Origin of the sequence: Amycolatopsis sp. lyj-346 (assembly GCF_046548975.1) — a bacterium.
GTDB lineage: Bacteria > Actinomycetota > Actinomycetes > Mycobacteriales > Pseudonocardiaceae > Amycolatopsis.
This window is the reverse complement of record NZ_JAJPWT010000010.1, coordinates 197,630-219,301: the sequence shown is the minus strand read 5'-3', so window position 1 is coordinate 219,301 and position 21,672 is coordinate 197,630. Positions and strand designations below refer to the sequence as shown.

Sequence of the window (21,672 nt, the reverse complement as noted above, 5' to 3'; positions counted from 1 at the left end):
CGCACCCTGCCTCACCAGTGCGGCAGCGTCAAGACCACTGACCCGGGTGGTCCACCGTGGTCCGGTGGGGACGGTCTCGCGGGAATTCCCCGCGGATTTCAGGGAGCCGGTGGAAAATCCGGAACCCACGCCGAAGATCGAATTCGGCCGCCGGTCAATTCACGCAGACGACACCGTTCGAAGTGATCGGCTCGTCCGCCGCGCCCGCGGGAGCACCGCCGCCGGCGGCCGCGCCGGGTCCGGAGTAGACCGTCCCGAGCACCACCTCGATGTGCCCGGCCGGCACCGACGCGGACTGCTGCGTCGCCAGGCCGCCCAGCAGCTTCGCGACCTCGGCGCCGCGCTCGGCCAGGCCCGGACCGAAGCGGACCAGCGACGTCCGCCGGGTGCCGGTGTTGCCGGCCGGGCTCGCCGTGAACCCCTTGTCCCGCAAGACGCCGGCGACGCGGGCCGCGAGACCCTCCTTCGAGCTCGCGTTGGCGACGTCGACGGTCGCCGCGACGGCCGGCGCGGTGGGTGCCGACGGCGCCGCGGTCCCGATCAGGCTCGCCGCGAAGGCCTTCACCGCGACCGGATCGACCTGCACCGCCGTCGCGCGGGGATTCGACGAGTCGTACCGGTAGTCGACGTTGACGACCGGGATCGTCTCGAACCGGATCCCGCCGCCGCTGACCCCGCGCATCTGCCCGACGAAGTCGAGGAGGTTCCACGAGTCGTCCAGCACCACCGAGCGCTTCACCGCGTCGATCAGGTCCGACAGCTTCCCCGGATCGGCCAGCGTGCCCGCCGACAGCACCTGCCTGGCCAGCCCGGCGAGGAACACCTGCTGGCGCCGGACGCGGGCGAAGTCGGTGCCCGGGAGGCCGTCGCGCTGCCGCACGAAGGCGAGCGCGTCCGCGCCCGACACGCGCTGCGGGCCGGCCGGGAAGTCCGCGCCCGAGTTCTTGTCCTTGGTGGCTTCCTTCAGGCAGACGTCGACACCGCCGATGGCCTTGCTGATCTCGTAGAAGCTGAGCAGGTTGACCTCGGCGAAGTGGTCGATCTTCACCCCGGTGAGGTCCTCGACCGCCTGGCGCGCCGCACGCCGCCCGGCGGTGAGCGCGCTTCGGTCGATCTTCGCCTTGTCGGACTCGCCCGCGGTGCGCAGCCGCCGCGCTTCGCCCGCCTTCGCCCGCCCGAAGGCGGCGTTGATCTTGCCCTTCCCGCCCGGCATCGAGACGTAGCTGTCCCGGGGGATGGAGAACGCTTTCACCTCCTTGGTGCCGTTCGGGATCCGCAGCACGATCAGGGTGTCGGTGAGATCGTCGCCGTTGGCGCCGGCCCGCAGCTCGCGGAGCACTTCCGGCGCCAGTGGATTGCCTTGGTTGTCGCTCCGGGAGTCCCGGCCGACCAGGAGGATGTCGAGCGAGCCGTCGGCGGGCTGTTCCCCCGGCTTGGTCTCCCCGTCGGGGTCGATGACGTTGTCGCGCGACACCTCGTTGAGGGCGCTGAGGTTCGCGTAGCCGTACGCCGTACCGCCGAACACGACGAGGGCCAGCCCGGCGACGACGATCTTGCCCAGTGGATGCACGTTCTTCTCGACGCCCGGGCACCGCGATCTGCTGCACGGGTGAGTCAGATCACATCCGCAGGTGCGAGGCCCCGTTGAGGTCGAGGATCGCGCCGGAGGCCCAGGTCGCATCGGCCGAGGCCAGGTACACCACGGCCGCGGCGACCTCCTCGGGCGTGCCGACCCGGCCGAACGGGCTCTGTGCGCGCAGGGTGTCGTCGATCCGGTCCGCCACGCGCTCGGTGGCGGTGAAGCCGGGCGCCACCGACGTCACGGAGATCCCGTGCGGCGCGAGCGAGACGGCGAGCGACTGGCCGAACGCGTGCAGCGCGGCCTTGCTCGCCCCGTACGCGGGGTGGTCGGGCTCCCCCTTGAACGCCCCGCGCGACCCGATGTTGACGATCCGGCCCGGCGCGCCGCGTCCGATGAGGTGCCGGGCGACGCAGTAGCTGAGGTTCGCCGCGCCGACGAGGTTGACGTCGACGGTCCGCCGCCAGATCCGCTGCCAGTCCGCGTAGGACACTCCGGCGACGGGGTGCGCGGTCGCCGCCGACGTCGCGACGGCGGCGTTGTTGACCAGCACGTCGACGCCGCCCAGCCCGGCTTCGGCCGCGTCGGCGATCTTGCGCGCCGCCTCGGGGTCGGCGAGGTCGCCGCCGATCAGCACGTGCCCTTCGCCGGGAAGCACTTCCAGTGTCTCCTCGGCGTCCGCAACTCGATGTCCATAGTGGACGGCGATGCGGTCGCCGCGCGCCGCGAAGGCGAGTGCCACGGCCCGGCCGATACCCCGGGAGGCCCCGGTGACGAGAACGCCGTTCACAGCAGTCCTTCCGCTCGTGTCGGCCCATGATCCCACGGACGGTGTTCGGCGCAGCGCACTGGCCGGAGCGGAGCAACCCGCACGACGCCTGACGAGCGCAGCCCAGCCAAGCGCCCCAATGTGGCCTTGGGTGCGTTCAACGCACCCAAGGTGGCCTTCGGTGCGTTCAACGCACCGAAGGCCACATTGGGGCGCTTTCAGCCGAACAGCTGGACCAGCTTCAGGAACAGCTGGTAGACCCCGTAGCCGAACGGGATCACCACCCATGCCCAGGCCAGCACGATCAGCGGCACCCGGCCGGGCTTCGTCGACGGTTCGCTCATCGCGCCTCACTCCTCGCGGCCGCGGGGAGCGGCTCGTGGAACTTCTCCTTGACCGGGCGGACCAGTTCGTTGGCCACGAAGCCGGCCACGAGCAGGCCGATCATGATGTAGAACGACGTCGTGTACAGGTCCGGGCCGGATTTGCCCGCCGCCTTCTCGCCGTCGGCGATGCGGTTGACGATGAGCGGGCCGAGGACGCCCGCCACCGACCAGGCCGTGAGCAGCCTGCCGTGGATCGCGCCCACCTGGTAGGTGCCGAAGAGGTCCTTGAGGTACGCCGGGACCGTGGCGAACCCGCCGCCGTAGAACGACAGGATCACCATCGCGCACAGGATGAACACGAGCTTCGACGAGTTCTGCGTCAGCGCGATCACCAGGTACAGCAGCGCGCCGGCGCCGAGGTAGGTGCGGTAGATGTTCTTGCGGCCGACCAGGTCCGAAGTGGACGACCAGACGAACCGGCCGAGCATGTTGCACAGCGACAGCAGCGCGACGAACCCGGCCGCCGAGGCCACCCCCACCGGCGTCGACGTGTTCTTGAAGAAGTCCTGGATCATCGGCGACGCCTTTTCCAGGATGCCGATGCCCGCCGTCACGTTGAAGCACAGCACCACCCACAGGCACCAGAACTGCGGCGTCTTGATCGCGTTGGCGGCCGACACGTTCGCCGTGCTGATCATCGCCTTGCCGTGGTCGGTCTTCGGCTCCCAGCCGTCGGGCTTCCAGCCGTCGGCCGGGACCCGCACGAGCAGCCAGCCCATCGACATGAACACCGCGTAGACGATGCCGTGGACCAGGAACGCCGTCGCGATGGTGCTCGTCGTCGGCGCGGTGCCCAGCATCGACGACGACCACGGCGAGGCGATCAGCGCGCCGCCGCCGAAGCCCATGATCGCGATGCCGGTGGCCATGCCCGGCCGGTCCGGGAACCACTTGATCAGCGTCGACACCGGGGAGATGTAGCCGATGCCCAGGCCGACCCCGCCGATGCCGCCGTAGCCGAGCACCACCAGCCAGAACTGGCCGGTGGCCACGCCGAGCGCGGAGATGAGGAATCCGCTGGCGAAGCAGCACATCGACACGAACATCGCCCAGCGCGGACCGTTGCGCTCGACGAGCGTGCCGCCGAACGCGGCCGACAGCCCCAGCATGACGATGCCGAGCTGGAACGGCAGCGAGCTCTGCGTGCCGTTGAGGTGCAGGGTCTTCTCGAGCGGGGTCTTGAAGACGCTCCACGCGTAGGCCTGCCCGATCGACAGGTGTACCGAGAGGGCCGCCGGCGGCACCAGCCAGCGCGTCCAGCCCGGCGGCGCCACGATCCGGGATCGGTCCAGGAAGCCGAGAGCCATCGGTTCCCTCCGTATTCTGGGGATGATGGTGGGAATGTATTACTAAATACCCGGCGTTGCACCATGCGAGTGTCGAACTTCCGGGCAGGGAAAGGTGTGCCGATGGGCAGGGTGACCGTGCGCAGGCCGGTGCGGCGGATTTCCGCGACCGGGGACCGGCGCCGCGTCGACGCGCTGGCGGCCGAAGAGCCCCTGGAGCTGCGGGTCGGCGGCAAGGCGCTGGCCGTCACCATGCGCACGCCGGGGAACGACGTCGAGCTGTCCCACGGCTTCCTGCTGTCCGAAGGCGTGATCGGCGGCCGCGAGGACATCGCCGTCGCCCGCTACTGCGACGGCGTCGACGACCAGGGCCGCAACACCTACAACGTGCTGGACATCGCGCTGGCCGACGGCGTCCCGCCGCCGGACACCGGGGTCGAGCGCAACTTCTACACGACGTCGTCGTGCGGGGTCTGCGGCAAGGCCGCGCTCGACGCGGTGAAGCTCCGCACGCGCTTCTCCCCCGCCGAGGCCGCCTTCGCGGTGAAGAGCGAGACCCTGGCCGGCCTGCCGGACGCGCTGCGCGCCCGCCAGAAGGTGTTCGCCAGCACCGGCGGCCTGCACGCGGCGGCGCTGTTCACCCCGGACGGCGAACTCGACGTCGTCCGCGAGGACGTCGGACGGCACAACGCGGTGGACAAGGTCCTCGGCTGGGCCGTCCTCGAAGGCCGGATCCCGGCGCCCGGCCACGGCCTCTTGGTGTCCGGGCGCGCGTCGTTCGAGCTGGTGCAGAAGGCCGCGATGGCGGGCATCGGACTGCTGGCCGCGGTGTCGGCGCCGTCATCGCTGGCGGTGGAGCTGGCCGAGGAGAACGGCATGACCCTGGTCGGCTTCCTCCGCGGCGAGTCGATGAACCTCTACACCGGCGACCACCGCATCCTCACCTGACCCAGCCCTTACGGGGTTGTCACCGAGGCCGTCCGGCGCTAATTTCCATACGACACCGTATGCGTATGGAAAAGAGGGGTCATGGAGCGAACCGACGTGGTGGTGGCCGGGGCCGGCCCGACCGGGCTCGTCCTGGCGTGCGGGCTGGCCGCGCAGGGCGTCGGCGTGCGCGTCGTCGACCGCGCCGCCGGGCCGGCGACGACATCGCGGGCGAACATCCTGCACGCGCGGGGCGTCGAGGTGCTCGGCCGCCTCGGCGCCCTCGGCGACCTCCGCGACCGGGCCCTGGCACCGGTCGGGATGCGGATGCACGTGCGGTCCCGTCCGATCGCGACGATGCGGTTCGCGCCCGACGACCAGGAGCCGGTCCAGGCGTTGTTCGTGTCCCAGGCCATGGTCGAGGAACGGCTGCGGGCGCGGTTGGCCGAACTCGGCGGCAAGGTCGAGTGGGGTACGGCGGTCACCACCGCGGCCCAGGACGCCGACGGTGTGACGGTCGGGTTCGCCGACGGCACCCGGACGCGCGCCGGCTGGCTGGCCGGCTGCGACGGGGCCCACAGCGTGGTCCGCGAGCTGGCCGGGATCGCCTTCCCCGGCGTGCCGGTCGTGGAGCAGTTCCTGCTGGCGGACGTGCACGCCCGCTGGGCGCGGGACCGGTCCGCGTCGGCCGGGTTCTTCCACCGCGACGGCCTCCTGCTGGCCATTCCGATGCGGAGCGACGACGGGGCCGGGGACCTGTGGCGGCTCATGGCCGACGTGCCCCCGGCCGACCGGCGCCTGGACGAGGCCGACGTCATCGCGTGGTTCGAGCGGCTGCTGCCCGAACGGGCCGGGGAAACCGGAGTCCGGATCCGGAACGTGGCCTGGACCTCGGTCTTCCGCGTCCAGCGGCGGCTCGCGGCGGACTACCGGAGTGGCCGGATCCTGTTGGCGGGCGACGCGGCGCACATCCACAGCCCGATCGGCGGCCAGGGCATGAACACCGGCATCGGCGACGCGGAGAACCTGGCGTGGAAGCTCGCGCTGGTGGTGCACGGCCGGGCGGAGGAGGCACTGCTGGACACCTACACCGCCGAACGCCGTCCACTGGCGACCGAGGTCCTGCGCAGAACCACGGCCAACACGAAGATCCTGGTCGGCGAGGGCGCGGTGACCCGGTTCGTCCGCGACCGGATCTTCGTCCCGCTCCTCGGCTCACCCCCGGTACAGCGGCAGGCGACGCGGACGGCGTCGCAGCTGGGGGTGACCTACCGGGGCGGCCCGCTCGGCGGCCGCGGCCGGGCACCCCACCCCGGCGACCGGATCCCGGACCGGCCTTGCCGCCGCGCCGACGGGAGCCCGGCCCGGCTGCACACCGAACTGGGCCCGGCCTGGGTCGTCCTCGCCCGGCCCGGTGCCGCCAGCGACGCGCTGGCGGGCACGGCTCGCGCGCACCTCGGGCCGGACGTCACCACGCTGTTCGACGGCACGGCACCGGAATCCCCGCTGGTGATCCGCCCCGACGGGCACCTCGCGTGGCGTGGTGCCGATCCCGGCGCGCTGCGCCGGTGGTTCGCCGGCGCGCTGGGGACCAAGATGGGGGCGTGAGCACCGAGACACCGCGCCGCGGGGGACCCGGGCGTCCCCGGGATCCCCACGCCGACACCGCGATCCTCCGCGCCGCCGTGGACCTGCTCGTCGAACGCGGCATCGACCAGACGAGCATGGAAAGCATCGCCAAACGGGCGGGTGTCGCGAAGGTGACGGTCTACAAGCGATGGAAGGTGAAGGAAGAGCTCCTTGCCGACGCGATCGAGAAGGTCCGGGACGACATCCCGGGCCTGGGCGAAGTCCCCGTGCCCGGCGAGCTGCCGGACCTCGTCGAGGCGCTGCTGCCACAGTGGGGCGCGGTGCTGGCCGATCCCCGGTACCGTGCCCTGTCCGCCCGCCTGCTCGGCGCCGGCCCCAGCCACCCGGCACTGCTGGAGGCGTACTGGCAGCACCACGTCCTCCCCCGGCGCCGCCACGCCCACGCCCTCCTCAGCCGGGCCCAGACCGCGGGCGTCCTCGATGCCGGCACCGACATCGACGTCCTGCTCGACATGATGGCCGGCGCGGTCATCCACCGTCTCCTCCTCGAACCCGGCCGGCTGCAACCGGAGGAGATCACCGGCTACCTCCGCCGCCTCCTCCGCCAGGCCGGCCTCGTCCCGCCGGCCGCCTAGGTCGGCGAAGCCTCGTGTCTGAACCGTAGATCAATCTCAAACCAAGTCGGCCTGGACCGTGGGTCGCGTCGGCGGGCCACTGTCCGACCCCGGACTGCAGCCCGCCAGTCCGGCGGTCAACGTCACGCTCCAACCAGGTCCACAGGCAGAGGGTGCCGTGTCCGGTGGCAGATCGGCAAAAGCATCCTGATCTTCCTCGGTATCCCGATTCTGGCGGCTATCTAACCTGTCGGCTCGGCGAACGCGCCAAGGGCGCGCCTGGTGCGAGATCGTCAGGCTGACTCGACCCGCGGATCGTTCTGGCTGCACATTCGCCGAACGAGCGCGGCCGACGTCCGGAATGCTCACGACGCCGCCCGGACACGCCACCATCAGGGCAGCCACTGACCTGGTTCATGTACAAGATTAGGCGGCCACAGCAGGCCGGAAGATCATTCGGGACCCCTCCCGAGCTATATCGAGTACGCTTACTCGCGTAAACAAAATAAGTAACATAAACGAATTCAAACGAAAGAGTGAAATGACACCACTTTCTCCACGTCGGGTATTCCTGACGATCGCGGCCACCCTGTGCCTCCTGGGGGCTATGGCTACGCCGGCTCTTGCTGGCAACGCGACGATAGAGCGAACTGTCTACTTGGCGGACCCCCCGCCCTTCGATTCCCCTCCTGCCATTATCAGTCGAGATATATATCTGGCCGCCGGTGACTATACCTATTACGTGTCCGTCCGCAATGAAAGGGGAATTATTGTCTGCCTGGCCAAACGAGATATCACCCTGGCTAGCGGCGACTATTGGTGGTATGCCCGGATCACGCCGGGTGTTAGCCATTATGATTGCGACTCTCAGCTAGCGCCGATACCGTCTGGGGCAGCGGCGAACTTGCAGGGAGCCAACTTCTCAGGTGCAGGTGGAGGTAATTTCGTGTTGGCCTCAAGATTGAATTCACGGTAGCGTCGGGGTCGGCGAAGTCGCGGCAGTAGACGCTACCTGCGACGACACGCGGGCTCGCCACAGGCGCATGGCGCTTCCCAGTGCTAGCGGGTCTTTTGGCTGCACATTCGGTGGACGTGCGCAGCCGGTGCCTGGAATGCGCGCGACGCGGCCGACCACGCCGCCATCCTTCCTCGGTTTGAACGGTCACGCGCCGGCACCTGATCGCACCGAAGGCCCTGCCTCGGACCGCACCGGCAGGCGTGCGGCCGCCACTGGACAGTCGACCCGTCGGAGTGCTGGGGCGTCTCCTAACCGGGCGAACGGGGATACGCCCGCGAACCGGCGCTCGCCGACACGGCTTCGACCTCGGCCGGGATTGCCTGGCGCAGCGAGTACTGATTCTACTTGCTGTTCGGCTGGGCGGTGATCGTGGCGCTGGTCCCGACCTCCGAATTGGCCAAGGCCGACGCGGTCAAAGTCGTGATTGACCTCATCTCCTGGGTGATGTGGTTTTCGATGTTCTCGACCATGGCTCGCCGGCCGCACGAAACGGGCCGCGGAATCGCGGATGCTGATCGTGTTCGTGCCGCTCGTCGACCAATTCTGTTACCGTCAGGCAAGTCACCGATGCACACTCTGACTTACTCGAAATCGGAAGCCGGGAGTTCTCAAATACCACGTAAAGGAAATTCAATATGTTCAAACGTTCGCTTCTGCATCTGATCGCCGCGATGGCACTTGCGGTCGCCCTTGGCGGGCCAGCCTCGATACTCATGCCGCCGAGCGCCGAAGCAGCAGGTCGGGCCACACTGGCTCGCGATATCTACCTCGAATTGAAGCCGCCCGCCGGATCCACCGCCTCCATCGAGCGCAACATCTACCTGAGCGCCGGCACGTACGCCTGGAGGGCGGTTCTGGCCCGAGACAGTGGCGCTGCCGCTGGCGGGTACCGGGAGATATACCTTGCGGCGGATACCTACCGTTGGGTGATGACCATTCGTTACACGGGTTTTCGAGGAGTCTACGAGACGATCTCCACCCTCAGCGGGTCTAGCGGTGGTACCGGCGCCAGCGTGAGTGGCACTGCTGAAATCGGCGTCGCAGCAACAGTTACCATGAGCTCCACCCTGGAGGGCATCTAGGGCCTGTATCGAACTGGGTCAGAGCCATTCGTTGATGGCGGCGATGTGGACGGTGGCTTCGTAGCGGACAGCGAGCTTGTCGTAGCTTCTGCCCCTGCTCACACCCCAGATGCAGCTTCGTGGTCAACCCGCCCCGAGACCGCCCCAACGCGTGATCCTCAGGTTCGGTGGTGGTCCCGCCCGGCGGCTCGGCCTGCCCGCTGCTCGTCGGTCAGGTCAAACCGCCCCGCCACCGCTAGGGTGTCCACGAGGTCTCCGGTGTTCAGGTTCTTCTTGGTCGACGAACCACCTACCGGAGACCTCACCCATGTCGGCCACCGACACGCCCAACAGCACCGACTCAGCTCAACTCGCTCGAGACGACTTCGATACAGGCCCTAGACCCGCTGGGCGGAGGCCACCCAGTTGCCGTGGAAGCCGTTCGGCACGCGGTCCGGCAGGTGGATCGCCGCCACCGTGTCCAGGGTGCCCGCGTCCAAGATGGTCAGGTCGCTGCGCCCGGTCGCCGGGTCGAACACGAAGCCCAGCAGGACGCCGTCGTCCTCCGCCGCGTCGTCGTGCCGGGGGACGAACACGAACTCGCCCGGCCGGCGTCCCGCGCCGAACGCGCGCTCGGTGCGGGCACCCGTGTGGAAGTCGTGCTTGAACAGTGAGCCGGCGGGGTCGGCGCCGCCGTCGGCCGACATCGTGTAGCCGTAGCGGTGGCGGCGGCCGATCAGGCGCTCGTCCACGCGCGGGAACTCCTGGCCGCGGTCGTCGAGGCGCTCTTCCAGCACCTTGCCCGCGGTCAGGTCGACGGTCCAGCGGTCCAGGGTCGGGCCGCCCTCGTCCGGGCCGTGCAGCTCGCGGTCGAACATCCGCGGGTGGCGGACGACGTCGAGCACGATGGTGTCGCCGTCGTCGTAGGCGTTGAGCGGGTGGAAGACGTAGCACGGCTCGACGTCGAACCACCGGACGTCCCGGTTGCCGCCTTCGCGCGGCATGACCCCGATCCGCGCCGGGTACTTCGGGTTCCAGCGGTAGGGCAGGCCGCCGTTCGCACCGATCTTGCGGGCCATCATCGCGGTCACCGGGTCCGGCACGCGGACCTTGCCGACCATGGCCGACACCACCAGCTTCGCCGGCGCGCGCAGCACGCCCGGCACGGTCGCGGCGACCGCCATCTCGGCGTTGAACGTCACCGGCAGGTCGTAGAAGACGACGTGGTGCTCGGTCAGCGAGAACTCGTGCATCATCGGCGCCCCGGTGACCTCGACGTCGACCGTGCGGCGGACGCGCCCGGCCGCGTCGATCACCGAGTACTGGACCTTGTTGCCCATGCCGAAGAAGTACGAGACGGCGTGCAGCTCGCCGGTGCGCGGGTCGCGCTTGGGGTGGGCGGTGTAGCCGCCCGGGAGCGTGCCGTCGAAGTCGCACCGGCCGACGGTGTCGAGCTCGTCGGTCAGCTCGTAGATCGGCGCGCCCGCTTCGACCAGCGCCAGTGTCTTCCCCGCGTGGCCGATGACGTTGGTGTTGGCCGCGAGCGCGTCCAGGCCGCAGAACCGGCTCGCGTCCCCGCCGTTCAACGCCGCCGTGACGGCGGGGTTGCGGATCCAGCGGTTGCGGTACCACTCGGCCTTCCCGTCACGCAGGCGCACGCCGTGGACCATGCCGTCGCCCATGAACCAGTGGTAGGCCGCCGGGTCCACTTCGGACAGCGGGTTGGGGCCGTTGCGCAGGTACCGGCCGTCGAGGAACTCCGGGATCCGGCCGGTGACGGCGAGCTCGGTGATCGTGTGCTCCCGGCTCACCGGGGCGAAATTGCCTTCGAGGAACTTGTTGCGCATGTGACCCCTCCACGGCTTCCATAACTCGGTTATAGAACCAGGTATAACAGGGTTATGGAATACTGGCAAGCATGAGCCCCAAACCCCGCGCGACCGACGTCAAGGACCGGCTCGTCGAGGCCGCCATCCGGCTGCTCGACGACAGCGGCCCCGAGGCCCTGCAGGCCCGCAAGCTGGCGGCGGAGGTCGGCGTCTCGACGATGGCGGTCTACACGCACTTCGGTGGCATGGCCGCGCTGGTCGACGAGGTCGCGCGGGCCGGCTTCCTGCGGCTTTCCGCGTGGCTGGCCGAGGTCGGCGAGACCGACGACCCGGTGGCGGACATCTTCAGCCTGGCCCGCACCTACCGGCAGGCGGTCGCCGAGCAGCCGCAGCTGTTCGCGGTGACGTTCGGCCAGTCCGCGCCCGGCGGCAAACGGGCGACGCTGTCCGACCTCACCACCGCGGAAGGCCGCGAAGCCGCTCAGGAAGGGCTGGAGGCCTTCACCCACATCGTCCGGGCGACCGAGCGGGCCATCGCGGCCGGCCGGTTCCGGCCCGCGGACGAGTACCAGGCCGCCGCCCAGCTCTGGAGCGCGCTGCACGGATTCGTCACACTGGAGGCGTCGGGCCACTTCGGCCCCGGCGAACAGGGCATTGACCACATTTTGATCCCCCTCGGGATCACCATGGCGGTCGGTCTCGGGGACACTGTGGACCGTGCCGGACGCTCGGCCGAGGCCGCCCGGGCGACTTGGCGGGCGAAGACCGGAAACGCCGGGCAGGGTGATAACGAATAACCCGGTGAACAGGGGCGCGAGGGAACGCGGAGCGGGTGCGCGGCGTCCTTTTGAGGGGCCAGGGGGATGGAGACAGGGTGAACGAGCAAAACGGGGACGCGGAGCCGTCCGGAGCGGTCGCCGAGGCGGTCCAGGGCGCCCGCCGGTGGATCGGCCGCCGGTCGGTGCTGATCGCGGGCGCGTCCGGACTGGCCGTGACCGGCCTGGCCGTCGGCACCGCGACCGGCAAGCTCCCCTTCAGCCAGGCCCTGCAGCGCACGCTCGGCGTGACGTCGTCGAACCCGACGACCCAGCTGGGCAGCACCCGCGTCGAGCGCGTCTACTCCGCGGCGCGCGGGCGGATGGTCGACCTGGTGTTCATCCTGCCGTCGAAGACCCCGCCGAAGGGGCTGCCGATGTCGCTGATGCTGCACGGCCTGCACGGCAACGCCCGCAGCGCGGCCCCGACCGGCACGCTCAAGCAGCTCGCCAGCGACGTCGCCCGCAAGGCGGTCCCGGCGTTCGGCTTCGTCGCCGTCGACGGCGGCGACAACTACTGGCACCAGGTCCACCCCGGCGACGACCCGATGGCGATGCTGCTGGAGGAGGTCCCGCAGTGGCTGCGGGCTCGTGGTTTCGCCGGCCCCACCGGCCAGCCGTTCGCCTGCACCGGCGTGTCGATGGGCGGGTTCGGTGCGCTGGTGTACACGCGCCGCCGGGTCGAGCGGCGCCAGCCGCCCGCCGCCGTCGCGACACTGGCCCCGGCGCTGATCACGTCGTGGCCGGAGATGGCCAAGCGCCACATCTTCACCGGCATCCAGGACTGGACGGCCCTCGACCCGCTGCGGCACGTCGACGAGACCAAGAGCGTGCCCAACGGCATCTGGTGCGGCACGGAGGACTCGTTCATCACCGGCGTCCGCCGCTACATCGAGGCGGCCCACCCGGCGGTCGCGCACACCGCCCACGGCAAGCACGGTGACCCGTTCAACCGCACGGTGGTCCCGAGCCTGGTCAGCTTCCTCGGCAAGCACGTCCCCCGCGCAGACTGACCCAGGTCTGCCGCGGCCGCTCAGCGGGTGAAGTGGATGCGGGTGGTCGTGCGGCCCGGGACCCAGTACGTGCGGACCAGGTCGGCCAGGCGGTTGACCAGCAGCAGGCCGCGGCCGCCGAGGGTCGTCGCCGTCGGCGGGATGCGGCCGGCCAGCGGTTCGGCGATCGTGCCGGCGTCGCTGACCTCGCCGACCACCTGGGCCGGCTCCGCCCACAGCCGCAGCACGCCGGTGCCACCGCCGTAGAGCACGCTGTTCGCGGTCAGCTCGGCGATCGCCAGCGCGAAGTCGTCGCGGCGGGGACGGCGCAGGCCGTGCCGGGCGGCCCAGATCTCCGCGAAGCCGCGCAACGAACCCAGCTGCCCGAGGTCGAAGCCGCGCTCGACCGCGCCCGGCGGCGGCTCCAGCGGCCGCATGAAGTCCGCGCGGACGCCTTCGGGGTCGAAGCGCGGGCTGACGAACGGCCCGGCCAGCCCCCACAGCTCGGGGTGGGTGCGCTCGGCGTCGGCCAGCACCGGCGGCGGCAGTGCCCCGACGTCGTACGGGCAGAGCACCGCCAGGTCACGCCCCGCGAAGGCGTTGTTGATGAGGGCTTCGTGCACCACGCACGCCGGGTACTCCGAGTCCGTGCGACCGGCCCAGATCGGCTCGCCCACGATGCGCACCGGACCGGCGTGCTCGGCGGCGAAGGCGTGCAGCACCGACGGCAGGATGGCGCCGGGGTTGCGGCCGGCCCGCTGCATGTCGATGAGCCGGACTTCGGTCGCCCGGCCTTCCAGGGCCTTCTCGATCAGCAGCAAGTTGCGGCCGGGCACGGCGACGGCCGCGGGTTCGCCCCGGTCGAGACCTTCCAGCAGGAACGGAATGACACCGTCCAGGTACTCGGTGTCGCCGCGATAGAAAAGTGCCGGATGCCGGAACGGTCTGAGGGCATCTACCACGGGTGTGTCTTACCCACCCCCCGACGCCCGCAAACCCTCCGGACGTCGGAAATTCACTCCACCCAACGGCCGACGACGGCGATCAGCCAGAACCCGACCGTGGTCGCCACCGCGAACAGCAGCACCCAGTTGAACAGCTGACGCCGCTCGGTCACACCGCGGGCCTGCCGCAGCCCGTACGCCGCGACGACGAACAACGGCACGGGGATCAGCGGCAACGGCGACAGCCGGGACACGACGGCCACGACACACGTGCCGGTGAACACGGCCAGCATGCCCATCAGCACCCGGTGCAGCCACGGGTACCGGTCGGCGACGGACGCGATCACGCGCTCGCTCAACTCGCGGAACCCCAGGACCGGGCCGACCGGCCCGGCCTGGGTGGTCCCGGCGGGTTCCGGGGCCGGCGGCGCCGGCGCTTGCACGCCGCCGCCCGGAGCGGCCCCGGAACCCGGGAAGGAATCAGCAGTCATTCAGCTTTCCTGTCGGGTCTCCGGGCCGGGCGGCCCGGAGACGCCCGGCGTCAGGCCGACTTCTCGCCGCGCTCGCTGCGCGCGCGCCGCGTCGGCTGCCGAGCGACGATCGTCGGGTTCACGTTCTCCCGGACGGTCTGCTCGGTGATGACGACCTTCGCCACGTCGTCGCGGCTCGGGATGTCGTACATCACCGGCTGGAGCACTTCTTCCATGATCGCACGCAGCCCGCGGGCACCGGTCCCGCGCAGGACCGCCTGGTCGGCGATGGCCTCGAGCGCGGTCTTGGTGAACTCGAGCTCGACGTTGTCCATCTCGAACAGCTTCTTGTACTGCTTCACCAGAGCGTTGCGCGGCTGGGTGAGGATGTTGACCAGCGAGTCCTTGTCCAGGTGGTTCACCGTCGCCACGACCGGGAGACGCCCGATGAACTCCGGGATCAGCCCGAACTTGATCAGGTCCTCCGGCATGGTGTCGGAGAAGACGTCGCTCTCCTCGATCTCGGACTTGGTGCGGATCTCCGCACCGAAGCCGAGGCCGCGCTTGCCGACCCGCTCGTTGATGATCTTCTCCAGCCCGGCGAACGCGCCGGCCACGATGAACAGCACGTTCGTCGTGTCGATCTGGATGAACTCCTGGTGCGGGTGCTTCCGGCCGCCCTGCGGCGGGACCGAGGCGGTGGTGCCTTCGAGGATCTTCAGCAGCGCCTGCTGGACACCCTCGCCGGAGACGTCCCGGGTGATCGACGGGTTCTCGCTCTTGCGGGCGATCTTGTCGACCTCGTCGATGTAGATGATCCCGGTCTCGGCCCGCTTGACGTCGTAGTCCGCCGCCTGGATGAGCTTGAGCAGGATGTTCTCGACGTCTTCGCCGACGTAGCCCGCTTCGGTCAGTGCCGTGGCGTCCGCGATCGCGAACGGCACGTTCAGCATCTTCGCCAGTGTCTGCGCGAGGTAGGTCTTGCCGCACCCGGTGGGACCGAGCATCAGGATGTTCGACTTGGCGAGCTCGACCGACTCGTCCTTCGAGTCCTTCGGACCGGCCTTGTCGTCCGCCTGGATCCGCTTGTAGTGGTTGTACACCGCCACCGCGAGCGTTCGTTTGGCGTCTTCCTGGCCGATGATGTACTGCTCGAGGAACTCGTGGATGTCGGCGGGCTTGGGCAGCTCGTCGAGCTTGACGTCGCCGGCCTCGGCCAGCTCCTCCTCGATGATCTCATTGCAGAGGTCGATGCACTCATCGCAGATGTAGACCCCGGGGCCGGCAATGAGCTTCTTCACCTGCTTCTGGCTCTTCCCACAGAAAGAACACTTCAGCAGGTCTCCGCCGTCACCGATCCGTGCCATGGCCGTTGACCTCGTCCCCTCCGGCGCGGGTTTCCGCGCCTGACGTGTGTTGCGACGGTGCGACCCGCGGTCACGGGTGACCGAGCGGAGCCTCACGCATTGCCACTGACGGTACCCGTCCGATGCCGTGAGCGGGAACACCCACGAGCTCCGGGAGCACGTCAGAGGACGACCCTAAACCAGGATGCCGGTGTGTGTCGTCTTCTCGACACACACCGGCCTGGCGGATCTACAGAGCCGACGCCTTGCGGTACGGCAGCACCTCGTCGATGATGCCGTACGTCTTGGCCTCTTCGGCCGTCAGGATCTTGTCGCGCTCGATGTCGGTCCGGATCTGGTCCGGGTCCTTGTTCGTGTGCTTGGCCAGGATGACCTCCATCTGGCGCCGCACCCGCTGGATCTCGTTCGCCTGGATCTCCAGGTCGGAGACCTGGCCGTAGGTGCCCTCGGTGGCCGGCTGGTGGATCAGCACGCGGGAGTTCGGCAGCGCGTAGCGCTTGCCGGGCGTGCCGGCCGCCAGCAGCACGGCAGCGGCCGAGGCGGCCTGGCCGAGGCAGTACGTCTGGATGTCCGGGCGGACGAACTGCATCGTGTCGTAGATCGCCATCAGCGAGGTGAACGAGCCACCCGGCGAGTTGATGTAGACCAGGATGTCGCGGTCCGGGTCCTCGTGCTCGAGGTGCAGCAGCTGGGCCATCACGTCGTTGGCCGAGGCGTCGTCCACCTGCACGCCGAGGAAGATGACCCGCTCTTCGTACAGCTTGTTGTACGGGTTCGACTCCTTGACGCCGTAGCTGGTGCGCTCGACGTAGGACGGCAGGATGTACCGCGACTGGGGGATGTTCGGAGCCCGGAAGTCATCACCCGGGAGCCTGAAGTTGCTCATCGAAAGTCTCCTTGGTGCTTCGGGCTCAGCGGGAGCCCGGACGGGCGATGTCGGCGGTGAGGACGTGGTCCACGAACCCGTAGTCCTTCGCCTCCTGTGCGGTGAACCAGCGGTCGCGGTCGCCGTCCGCGATGATCTGCTCGACCGTCTGCCCGGTCTGGTCCGCGGTGATCCGGGCCAGCTCCTGCTTCCACTTGTTGAACAGGTCGGCCTGGATCGCGATGTCCGACGCGGTGCCGCCGACACCGGCCGACGGCTGGTGCATCAGGATGCGCGCGTGCGGCAGCGAGTACCGCTTGCCCGGCGTGCCCGAGGAGAGCAGGAACTGCCCCATAGAGGCCGCCATGCCCATCGCGTAGGTCGCGACGTCCGGACGGATCAGCTGCATGGTGTCGTAGATCGCGAACCCGGCGGTGACCGAACCACCCGGGGAGTTGATGTAGAAGCGGATGTCGGACTCGGCGTCGTCGGCGTCGAGCAGCAACAGCTGCGCGGTGATGCGGTTGGCGATCTCGTCGTTGACCTCGGAACCGAGGACGACGATGCGCTCCTGGAGCAATCGCTCGAACACCGAGTCGGTGAGGGTGAGCCCTGCGGTGCCGGTCCGCGCCTCGGGCGTGTGCTGCGTCACGTCTGCCTGCCTTTTCGCCGGCAGCGGCCCGGTGCTGACGGCCGCCGCTGTCGTTTCAGATGCTTGAGATCTTGTATCCGACCCTAACGAACTTGGGCGGTGCAGAATGCCTGACACCGCCCAAGTTCGCTCACAGCTTCACTCCGCCGGAGTCTTCGCCGTTTCGTCGGTGACCTGCGTCTCCTCGGTTGCCGGCTCGTCGGTGCCGAACAGCTCCGAGAGGTCGACCTCGGCGCCGGAGCCGTCGGTCACGGTGGTCTTCCGGACCACCGAGGCGAGCGCCTTGCCGCGGCGCACGTCGGCGTAGATCGCGGTCAGCTGGCCGGACTGCTGGGCGCGCTGGACGTACTCGTCCGGGCTGACCCCGAAGCGCTGGGCCTGGTAGATGATCCGCTCGGTGAGCTCGCCGTCGTTGACCGACACCTCTTCCTTGTCGGCGATGGTGTCCAGCAGCAGCTGCGTGCGGACGGCCTTCTCCGACTCGGTGCGGGTCTCGGCGTCGAACTCTTCGAGCGTGCGGCCTTCGGCCTCGAGGGCCTGCGCGAACTGGGCCTCGTCGTGGTCGAACGGGTGGATCGCGTCGTGCTTGCGGTTCTCGATCTCGGCGTCGAGCACCTTCTCCGGGATCGGCACCTCGGTGCGCTCCAGGAGCTCGTCGAGCACCTTGTCGCGGGCCTGGACGCCCTGCTGCATCTTCTTGACGCGGGCGAGCCGCTCGCGCAGGTCGTTCTTGAGCTCTTCGATCGTGTCGAACTCGCTGGCCATCTGGGCGAACTCGTCGTCGGCCTCGGGCAGCTCGCGCGTCTTGACCGACTGGACGGTCACGGTCACCTCGGCGTCCTTGCCGGCGTGCTCCCCGGCGACGAGCTGGGTGGTGAACGTCTTGGTCTCACCGGCACTGGCCCCGACGATCGCCTCGTCGATGCCGTCGACGAGCTGGCCGGAGCCGATCTCGTAGGACAGGCCGCTGGTGCTCGCCTCCTCGACGGCCTCGCCGTCGACGGCCGCGGACAGATCGATCGAGACGAAGTCGCCGGTCTCGGCCGGGCGCTCGACGCCGGTCAGCGTGCCGAAGCGGGCGCGCAGCTCGTCGAGCTGCTCGTCGACCTCAGCCTCGGTCAGCTCGACGTCGTCGACGGTGATCGTGAAGCCGTCCAGATCGGGCAGCTCGATCTCCGGGCGCACGTCGACCTCGGCCGTGAACTCGAGCACGTCGCGGTCCTCGAGCTTCGTCACGTCGAACTCGGGGTTCCCGAGCGTGCGGACCTCGTTGGCGCGGACGGCCTCGATGTACTTGGCCGGGATGGCCTCGTTGACGACCTCGTCGAGCACCGGGCCGCGCCCGATCCGGCTTTCCAGGACGCGAGCGGGCGCCTTGCCGGGCCGGAAGCCCGGGATGCGCACCTGCTGGGCGATCTTGCGGTAGGCGCGGTCGAAGTTCGGCTTGAGCTCGTCGAACGGCACCTCGACATTGATCTTGACTCGCGTCGGGCTCAGCTGCTCGACGGTGCTCTTCAAGGTCTTCTCCTCGAGCGGTAACGATTGTGGTGGACAATCCTGCGGAAATGGCCCCGCCTCACCTGCAGGCCGGGACGTCCGAGTCTAGGCCAGTGGCCTCCGCCACCGGGCCGGGGGCCACCTGCGAGGTCACGCGCCCAGCATCCGGCCGATCACCCAGCGCATCTGACCGGTCGCGTGGGCCACCGAGCCGCTGGGCTGGACCAGGTGGGAGAGCAGCAGCCGGACGAAGGCCTCGACCGCGACGGTCCACTCCGAAAGCGTCAGCCCGACCTCCGGGTAGCACCGGGCGAACAGGGCCGCCACGGTGTCGACCGAGCGCTCGAGCACGCCCTCGGGCCGGGTGGTCAGCAGCGGGAGGAAGTCGTCGCGGCCGCCGTGGGGACACCCGAGCGCGATCAGGATCAGCGGGTTGACCCTGGCGGCTTCGAGGGTCTGGCGGAACGCCGCGGTGACGCCGTCGACCGGGCGGCCCGGGTGGGCGGCGACCACCTCGGTGACGCGCTCGGCGAAGCGCTCGGTTTCGCGCAGCACCAGCGCCTCGGCCAGCTCGGCCTTGGCGCCGAGTTCGTTGTAGACGGTCTGCCTGCTGACGCCGACGTGCGCGGCCAGCTTGCCCATCGTCACCGCGGCCCAGCCGTCGACCGCGATCAGCTCGGCGGCCGCGTCCAGCAGCCGGTCGCGGGTGCGCACCGGGGCGGGGTGGGTGACGGCCTTCACAAGGGCAGCTTACCGACCGCTTGCGTTCGGCTGGCCGGGCCCTTTTTTCGAAGCGTGGCGCGACGTTTACAAACCCGGGCGGGTTGTCTACGGTGACTCCCGCCTCGCCAGGAGCTTCTCGACCGAGGAGACCGCTCGATGCCCGTCGTCGATACCCCGCCGCGCGGCTCCCGGACGTCCGCAACGCCGCCGTCCGACGGCGGGCCGTCCCCGCGCTCGGTGCCCTCCCCCCGCATCCCGCTGCCGCGCCTTTCGGTGCCGACGCTCCTGTTGTTCACCGGCGGTGCCGCCCTGTGGGGCACGGCGACCTGGCTGCTGCTGGCCGGGATCGCGCCGCCGGTGTTCACCGTGCCCCTGCACGCGATCGTCACCTTCACGATGTTCACCGTGGTGCACGAATCCGCCCACCACGCCGCAGGAAAGCTGACATGGGTCAACGAGGTGCTCGGGCGGCTGGCGATGCCGTTCGTCGCGGTCTACGCGTCGTTCCCGCTGCTCCGATTCGTCCACAGTGAACACCATCGGAACACGAACGCGGACTCGCACACGGATCCCGACGCGTGGACGTCACAGGGAGCCTGGTGGTCACTGCCGTTCCGCTGGCTCACCATCGACTGCTGGTACGCACGCTTCTACGCGGCCCGCGCGCGGCACCGCCCGGCCGCCGAGCGGACCGAGACGATCGTGGCGCTGTCGCTGGCGTTCGCCGCGGCTGCGACGCTGGTCGCCTGCGGCCACGGCCGCGAACTGCTGCTGGGGTACCTGCTGCCGCAGCGGATCGGGCTGGCCGTGCTGGCGTGGTGGTTCGACTGGCTGCCGCACCACGGCCTGCCCGCCGCGAAGCCGCGCGACAAGTTCGGCACCACGCGGGTGCGGGTGGGGCTGGAGTGGCTGATGACGCCGATGATGCTGTTCCAGAACTACCACCTGGTGCACCACCTCCACCCCGCCGTGCCGTTCTACCGCTACCTGCGGACGTGGCGGGACAACCGGGACGCGTACCTGGCCCGCGACGTCCCGATCATCACCGCCTGGGGTCGCGAGCTGACGCCGGCGGAGTACCGCGCGTGGCGGCGGCTGGCCGACGACCTCGGCGACCACGAGCCCGGTCCCGAACCACTGGGACACACGCGACCGAGCCGGTTCCACCGGCTCCGGGTGCGGGAAGTCCGGCCGCTGACCGCGGACGCCGTCACGATCACCTTCGACGTCCCGCCGCACCTGGCGCCGGAGTTCCGGTTCTCGCCCGGCCAGCACGTGGCGGTCCGCGCGGTGGTCGACGGCCGTCCCGTGCGGCGGACGTACTCGATCTGCGCGCCGCCGGAATCGGGCGAGCTGCGGATCGCGGTGAAGCGACGTCCCGGCGGAGCCTTCTCCGGCTTCGCGACCACGACCCTGGCCGCGGGTGATTTCCTGGACGTCCTGCCGCCCTCCGGCGCGTTCACGCTCACCCCGGACCCGTCGCGGACCGCGCACTACGTCGCGCTGGCCGCGGGCAGCGGCATCACCCCGGTGCTGTCGATCCTGGTCAGCGCGCTCGGCGCGGAGCCGCACAGCCGGGCGACGCTGCTGTACGTCAACACCTCGGGCGCGACGACGTTGTTCGCGGCGGAGCTGAGCGCGCTCGCCGAGCGGTTCGGCGGCCGGCTGCACGTCGTCCACTACCGCACCGACGAGCGCGACCCGGACCTGCACGCGCACCGGCCGCGGCACTTCGACACGGTCGGCGAGGCGCTCGCCATCTCCCACGAGCGCTACCAGCGCGGGCGGCTCGACGGGACGCGGCTGCGCGCGCTGCTGCAGAACCGGCTGCACCCGGCGAAGGTCGACGAGTGGTTCCTGTGCGGACCGCGCGGCCTGCTGGAGCTGGCCCGCCGCACCCTGGCCGACGCGGACGTGCCCGAGGAGAACGTCCACTTCGAACTGTTCCGCGGCGCGGCACCCCTGCACGACCCGGCGGGCACGCCGGCCAGGGTGGCGGTGACGCTGGGCGGCACGACGACGTGCGTCACGGCCGAAGCCGGGGAGACGGTGCTGGACGCGGCGTTGCGGGCGGGGTACGAGGTGCCGTACTCGTGCACGGGCGGCGCGTGCGGGACGTGCCGGGCGACCCTGGTGCACGGCCAGGTGGACATGGACGTCCGCTACGCGCTGACGGAGGACGACGTCGCGGCGAGCCGGATCCTGACCTGCCGCTCCCGCGCGACGACCCCGGAGGTCGCGGTCGACTACGACCACCGCTGACCCGCCCAAGCCCCCCAGCGCCCCAA

At 70.0% G+C, this 21,672-nt stretch carries 19 protein-coding genes; 7 read left to right on the top strand and 12 right to left on the bottom strand.

Translation table 11 applies throughout. The annotated features are described in order from the left end of the window. Nucleotides 1–154 precede the first annotated feature (154 nt). The 4 genes from ACLJQE_RS27765 to ACLJQE_RS27750 form a co-directional block, all read right to left on the bottom strand. Nucleotides 155–1,570, bottom strand: coding sequence for an LCP family protein (locus tag ACLJQE_RS27765; RefSeq protein ID WP_410642330.1), 1,416 nt, complete (start codon nt 1,568–1,570; stop codon nt 155–157). A gap of 49 nt (nt 1,571–1,619) precedes the next feature. Next, nucleotides 1,620–2,369: an SDR family NAD(P)-dependent oxidoreductase gene (locus tag ACLJQE_RS27760; protein WP_410642329.1), complete on the bottom strand. Its 750-nt coding sequence runs from the start codon at nt 2,367–2,369 to the stop codon at nt 1,620–1,622. Between the two features lie 197 nt (nt 2,370–2,566). Further along, entirely contained in the window at nt 2,567–2,692 is a 126-nt protein-coding gene (locus tag ACLJQE_RS27755) for a hypothetical protein (protein WP_410642328.1), read from the bottom strand. Continuing rightward, nucleotides 2,689–4,041, bottom strand: a complete 1,353-nt coding sequence (locus tag ACLJQE_RS27750) for an OFA family MFS transporter (RefSeq protein ID WP_410642327.1) — start codon at nt 4,039–4,041, stop codon at nt 2,689–2,691. The genes ACLJQE_RS27755 and ACLJQE_RS27750 overlap by 4 nt, the downstream gene beginning before the upstream one ends. A gap of 102 nt (nt 4,042–4,143) precedes the next feature. Between ACLJQE_RS27750 and fdhD the strand changes: the two genes are divergently transcribed. The 4 genes from fdhD (at nt 4,144) to ACLJQE_RS27730 (ending at nt 9,251) form a co-directional block, all read left to right on the top strand. Next, the gene (gene fdhD, locus ACLJQE_RS27745; RefSeq protein ID WP_410642326.1) at nt 4,144–4,968 is read left to right on the top strand and encodes a formate dehydrogenase accessory sulfurtransferase FdhD; all 825 of its coding nucleotides are present in this window, start codon (nt 4,144–4,146) and stop codon (nt 4,966–4,968) included. An 81-nt stretch (nt 4,969–5,049) separates the two neighbouring features. Further along, nucleotides 5,050–6,555 (top strand): FAD-dependent monooxygenase, encoded by a 1,506-nt coding sequence (locus ACLJQE_RS27740; RefSeq protein ID WP_410642325.1) that lies wholly within the window; start codon nt 5,050–5,052, stop codon nt 6,553–6,555. Then, entirely contained in the window at nt 6,552–7,172 is a 621-nt protein-coding gene (locus ACLJQE_RS27735; protein ID WP_410642324.1) for a TetR/AcrR family transcriptional regulator, read from the top strand. Before ACLJQE_RS27740 ends, ACLJQE_RS27735 begins: the two co-directional genes overlap by 4 nt. A gap of 1,632 nt (nt 7,173–8,804) precedes the next feature. After that, nucleotides 8,805–9,251, top strand: coding sequence for a hypothetical protein (locus tag ACLJQE_RS27730; RefSeq protein ID WP_410642323.1), 447 nt, complete (start codon nt 8,805–8,807; stop codon nt 9,249–9,251). A 377-nt stretch (nt 9,252–9,628) separates the two neighbouring features. On the opposite strand, the gene ACLJQE_RS27725 is transcribed toward ACLJQE_RS27730, so the two are convergent. Next, entirely contained in the window at nt 9,629–11,077 is a 1,449-nt protein-coding gene (locus ACLJQE_RS27725; RefSeq protein ID WP_410642322.1) for a carotenoid oxygenase family protein, read from the bottom strand. Nucleotides 11,078–11,148: 71 nt separating this feature from the next. On the opposite strand from ACLJQE_RS27725, the gene ACLJQE_RS27720 reads away from it, so the two are divergent. Continuing rightward, a complete protein-coding gene (locus ACLJQE_RS27720; protein ID WP_410642321.1) occupies nt 11,149–11,856 on the top strand; it encodes a TetR/AcrR family transcriptional regulator in 708 nt (235 codons plus the stop codon). A 77-nt stretch (nt 11,857–11,933) separates the two neighbouring features. Next, entirely contained in the window at nt 11,934–12,887 is a 954-nt protein-coding gene (locus tag ACLJQE_RS27715; RefSeq protein WP_410642320.1) for an alpha/beta hydrolase, read from the top strand. A gap of 20 nt (nt 12,888–12,907) precedes the next feature. Here ACLJQE_RS27715 and ACLJQE_RS27710 read toward each other — a convergent pair whose 3' ends face one another. The 7 genes from ACLJQE_RS27710 to ACLJQE_RS27680 form a co-directional block, all read right to left on the bottom strand. Beyond that, a complete protein-coding gene (locus ACLJQE_RS27710; protein WP_410642319.1) occupies nt 12,908–13,828 on the bottom strand; it encodes an anti-sigma factor RsbA family regulatory protein in 921 nt (306 codons plus the stop codon). 53 nt (nt 13,829–13,881) lie between these two features. Then, nucleotides 13,882–14,301 carry a hypothetical protein gene (locus ACLJQE_RS27705; protein ID WP_410642318.1) on the bottom strand — a complete coding sequence of 140 codons (420 nt, stop codon included), beginning with the start codon at nt 14,299–14,301 and terminating at the stop codon, nt 13,882–13,884. Between the two features lie 50 nt (nt 14,302–14,351). Beyond that, on the bottom strand, nt 14,352–15,647 hold the full coding sequence (clpX, locus tag ACLJQE_RS27700; protein WP_360178835.1) for an ATP-dependent Clp protease ATP-binding subunit ClpX: 1,296 nt from the start codon (nt 15,645–15,647) through the stop codon (nt 14,352–14,354). Between the two features lie 229 nt (nt 15,648–15,876). Beyond that, nucleotides 15,877–16,533, bottom strand: a complete 657-nt coding sequence (locus ACLJQE_RS27695; RefSeq protein WP_364587708.1) for an ATP-dependent Clp protease proteolytic subunit — start codon at nt 16,531–16,533, stop codon at nt 15,877–15,879. Nucleotides 16,534–16,558: 25 nt separating this feature from the next. Beyond that, on the bottom strand, nt 16,559–17,164 hold the full coding sequence (locus ACLJQE_RS27690) for a ClpP family protease (protein ID WP_026469306.1): 606 nt from the start codon (nt 17,162–17,164) through the stop codon (nt 16,559–16,561). Between the two features lie 138 nt (nt 17,165–17,302). Next, nucleotides 17,303–18,682, bottom strand: a complete 1,380-nt coding sequence (gene tig, locus ACLJQE_RS27685; protein ID WP_410642317.1) for a trigger factor — start codon at nt 18,680–18,682, stop codon at nt 17,303–17,305. Between the two features lie 129 nt (nt 18,683–18,811). Continuing rightward, nucleotides 18,812–19,402 (bottom strand): TetR family transcriptional regulator, encoded by a 591-nt coding sequence (locus ACLJQE_RS27680; protein ID WP_410642315.1) that lies wholly within the window; start codon nt 19,400–19,402, stop codon nt 18,812–18,814. Between the two features lie 138 nt (nt 19,403–19,540). Here ACLJQE_RS27680 and ACLJQE_RS27675 point away from each other — a divergent pair, with 138 nt between their 5' ends. Beyond that, nucleotides 19,541–21,646 (top strand): fatty acid desaturase, encoded by a 2,106-nt coding sequence (locus ACLJQE_RS27675; protein ID WP_410642314.1) that lies wholly within the window; start codon nt 19,541–19,543, stop codon nt 21,644–21,646. Nucleotides 21,647–21,672 lie beyond the last annotated feature (26 nt).

What these genes read in the sequence shown, in the direction of transcription:
- ACLJQE_RS27755 (WP_410642328.1), bottom strand. Translation starts at nt 2,692, where the DNA reads ATGAGCGAACCGTCGACGAAGCCCGGCCGGGTGCCGCTGATCGTGCTG.
- ACLJQE_RS27750 (WP_410642327.1), bottom strand. Translation starts at nt 4,041, where the DNA reads ATGGCTCTCGGCTTCCTGGACCGATCCCGGATCGTGGCGCCGCCGGGC.
- fdhD (WP_410642326.1), top strand. Translation starts at nt 4,144, where the DNA reads ATGGGCAGGGTGACCGTGCGCAGGCCGGTGCGGCGGATTTCCGCGACC.
- ACLJQE_RS27740 (WP_410642325.1), top strand. Translation starts at nt 5,050, where the DNA reads ATGGAGCGAACCGACGTGGTGGTGGCCGGGGCCGGCCCGACCGGGCTC.
- ACLJQE_RS27730 (WP_410642323.1), top strand. Translation starts at nt 8,805, where the DNA reads ATGTTCAAACGTTCGCTTCTGCATCTGATCGCCGCGATGGCACTTGCG.
- ACLJQE_RS27725 (WP_410642322.1), bottom strand. Translation starts at nt 11,077, where the DNA reads ATGCGCAACAAGTTCCTCGAAGGCAATTTCGCCCCGGTGAGCCGGGAG.
- ACLJQE_RS27720 (WP_410642321.1), top strand. Translation starts at nt 11,149, where the DNA reads ATGAGCCCCAAACCCCGCGCGACCGACGTCAAGGACCGGCTCGTCGAG.
- ACLJQE_RS27705 (WP_410642318.1), bottom strand. Translation starts at nt 14,301, where the DNA reads ATGACTGCTGATTCCTTCCCGGGTTCCGGGGCCGCTCCGGGCGGCGGC.
- clpX (WP_360178835.1), bottom strand. Translation starts at nt 15,647, where the DNA reads ATGGCACGGATCGGTGACGGCGGAGACCTGCTGAAGTGTTCTTTCTGT.
- ACLJQE_RS27695 (WP_364587708.1), bottom strand. Translation starts at nt 16,533, where the DNA reads ATGAGCAACTTCAGGCTCCCGGGTGATGACTTCCGGGCTCCGAACATC.
- ACLJQE_RS27675 (WP_410642314.1), top strand. Translation starts at nt 19,541, where the DNA reads ATGCCCGTCGTCGATACCCCGCCGCGCGGCTCCCGGACGTCCGCAACG.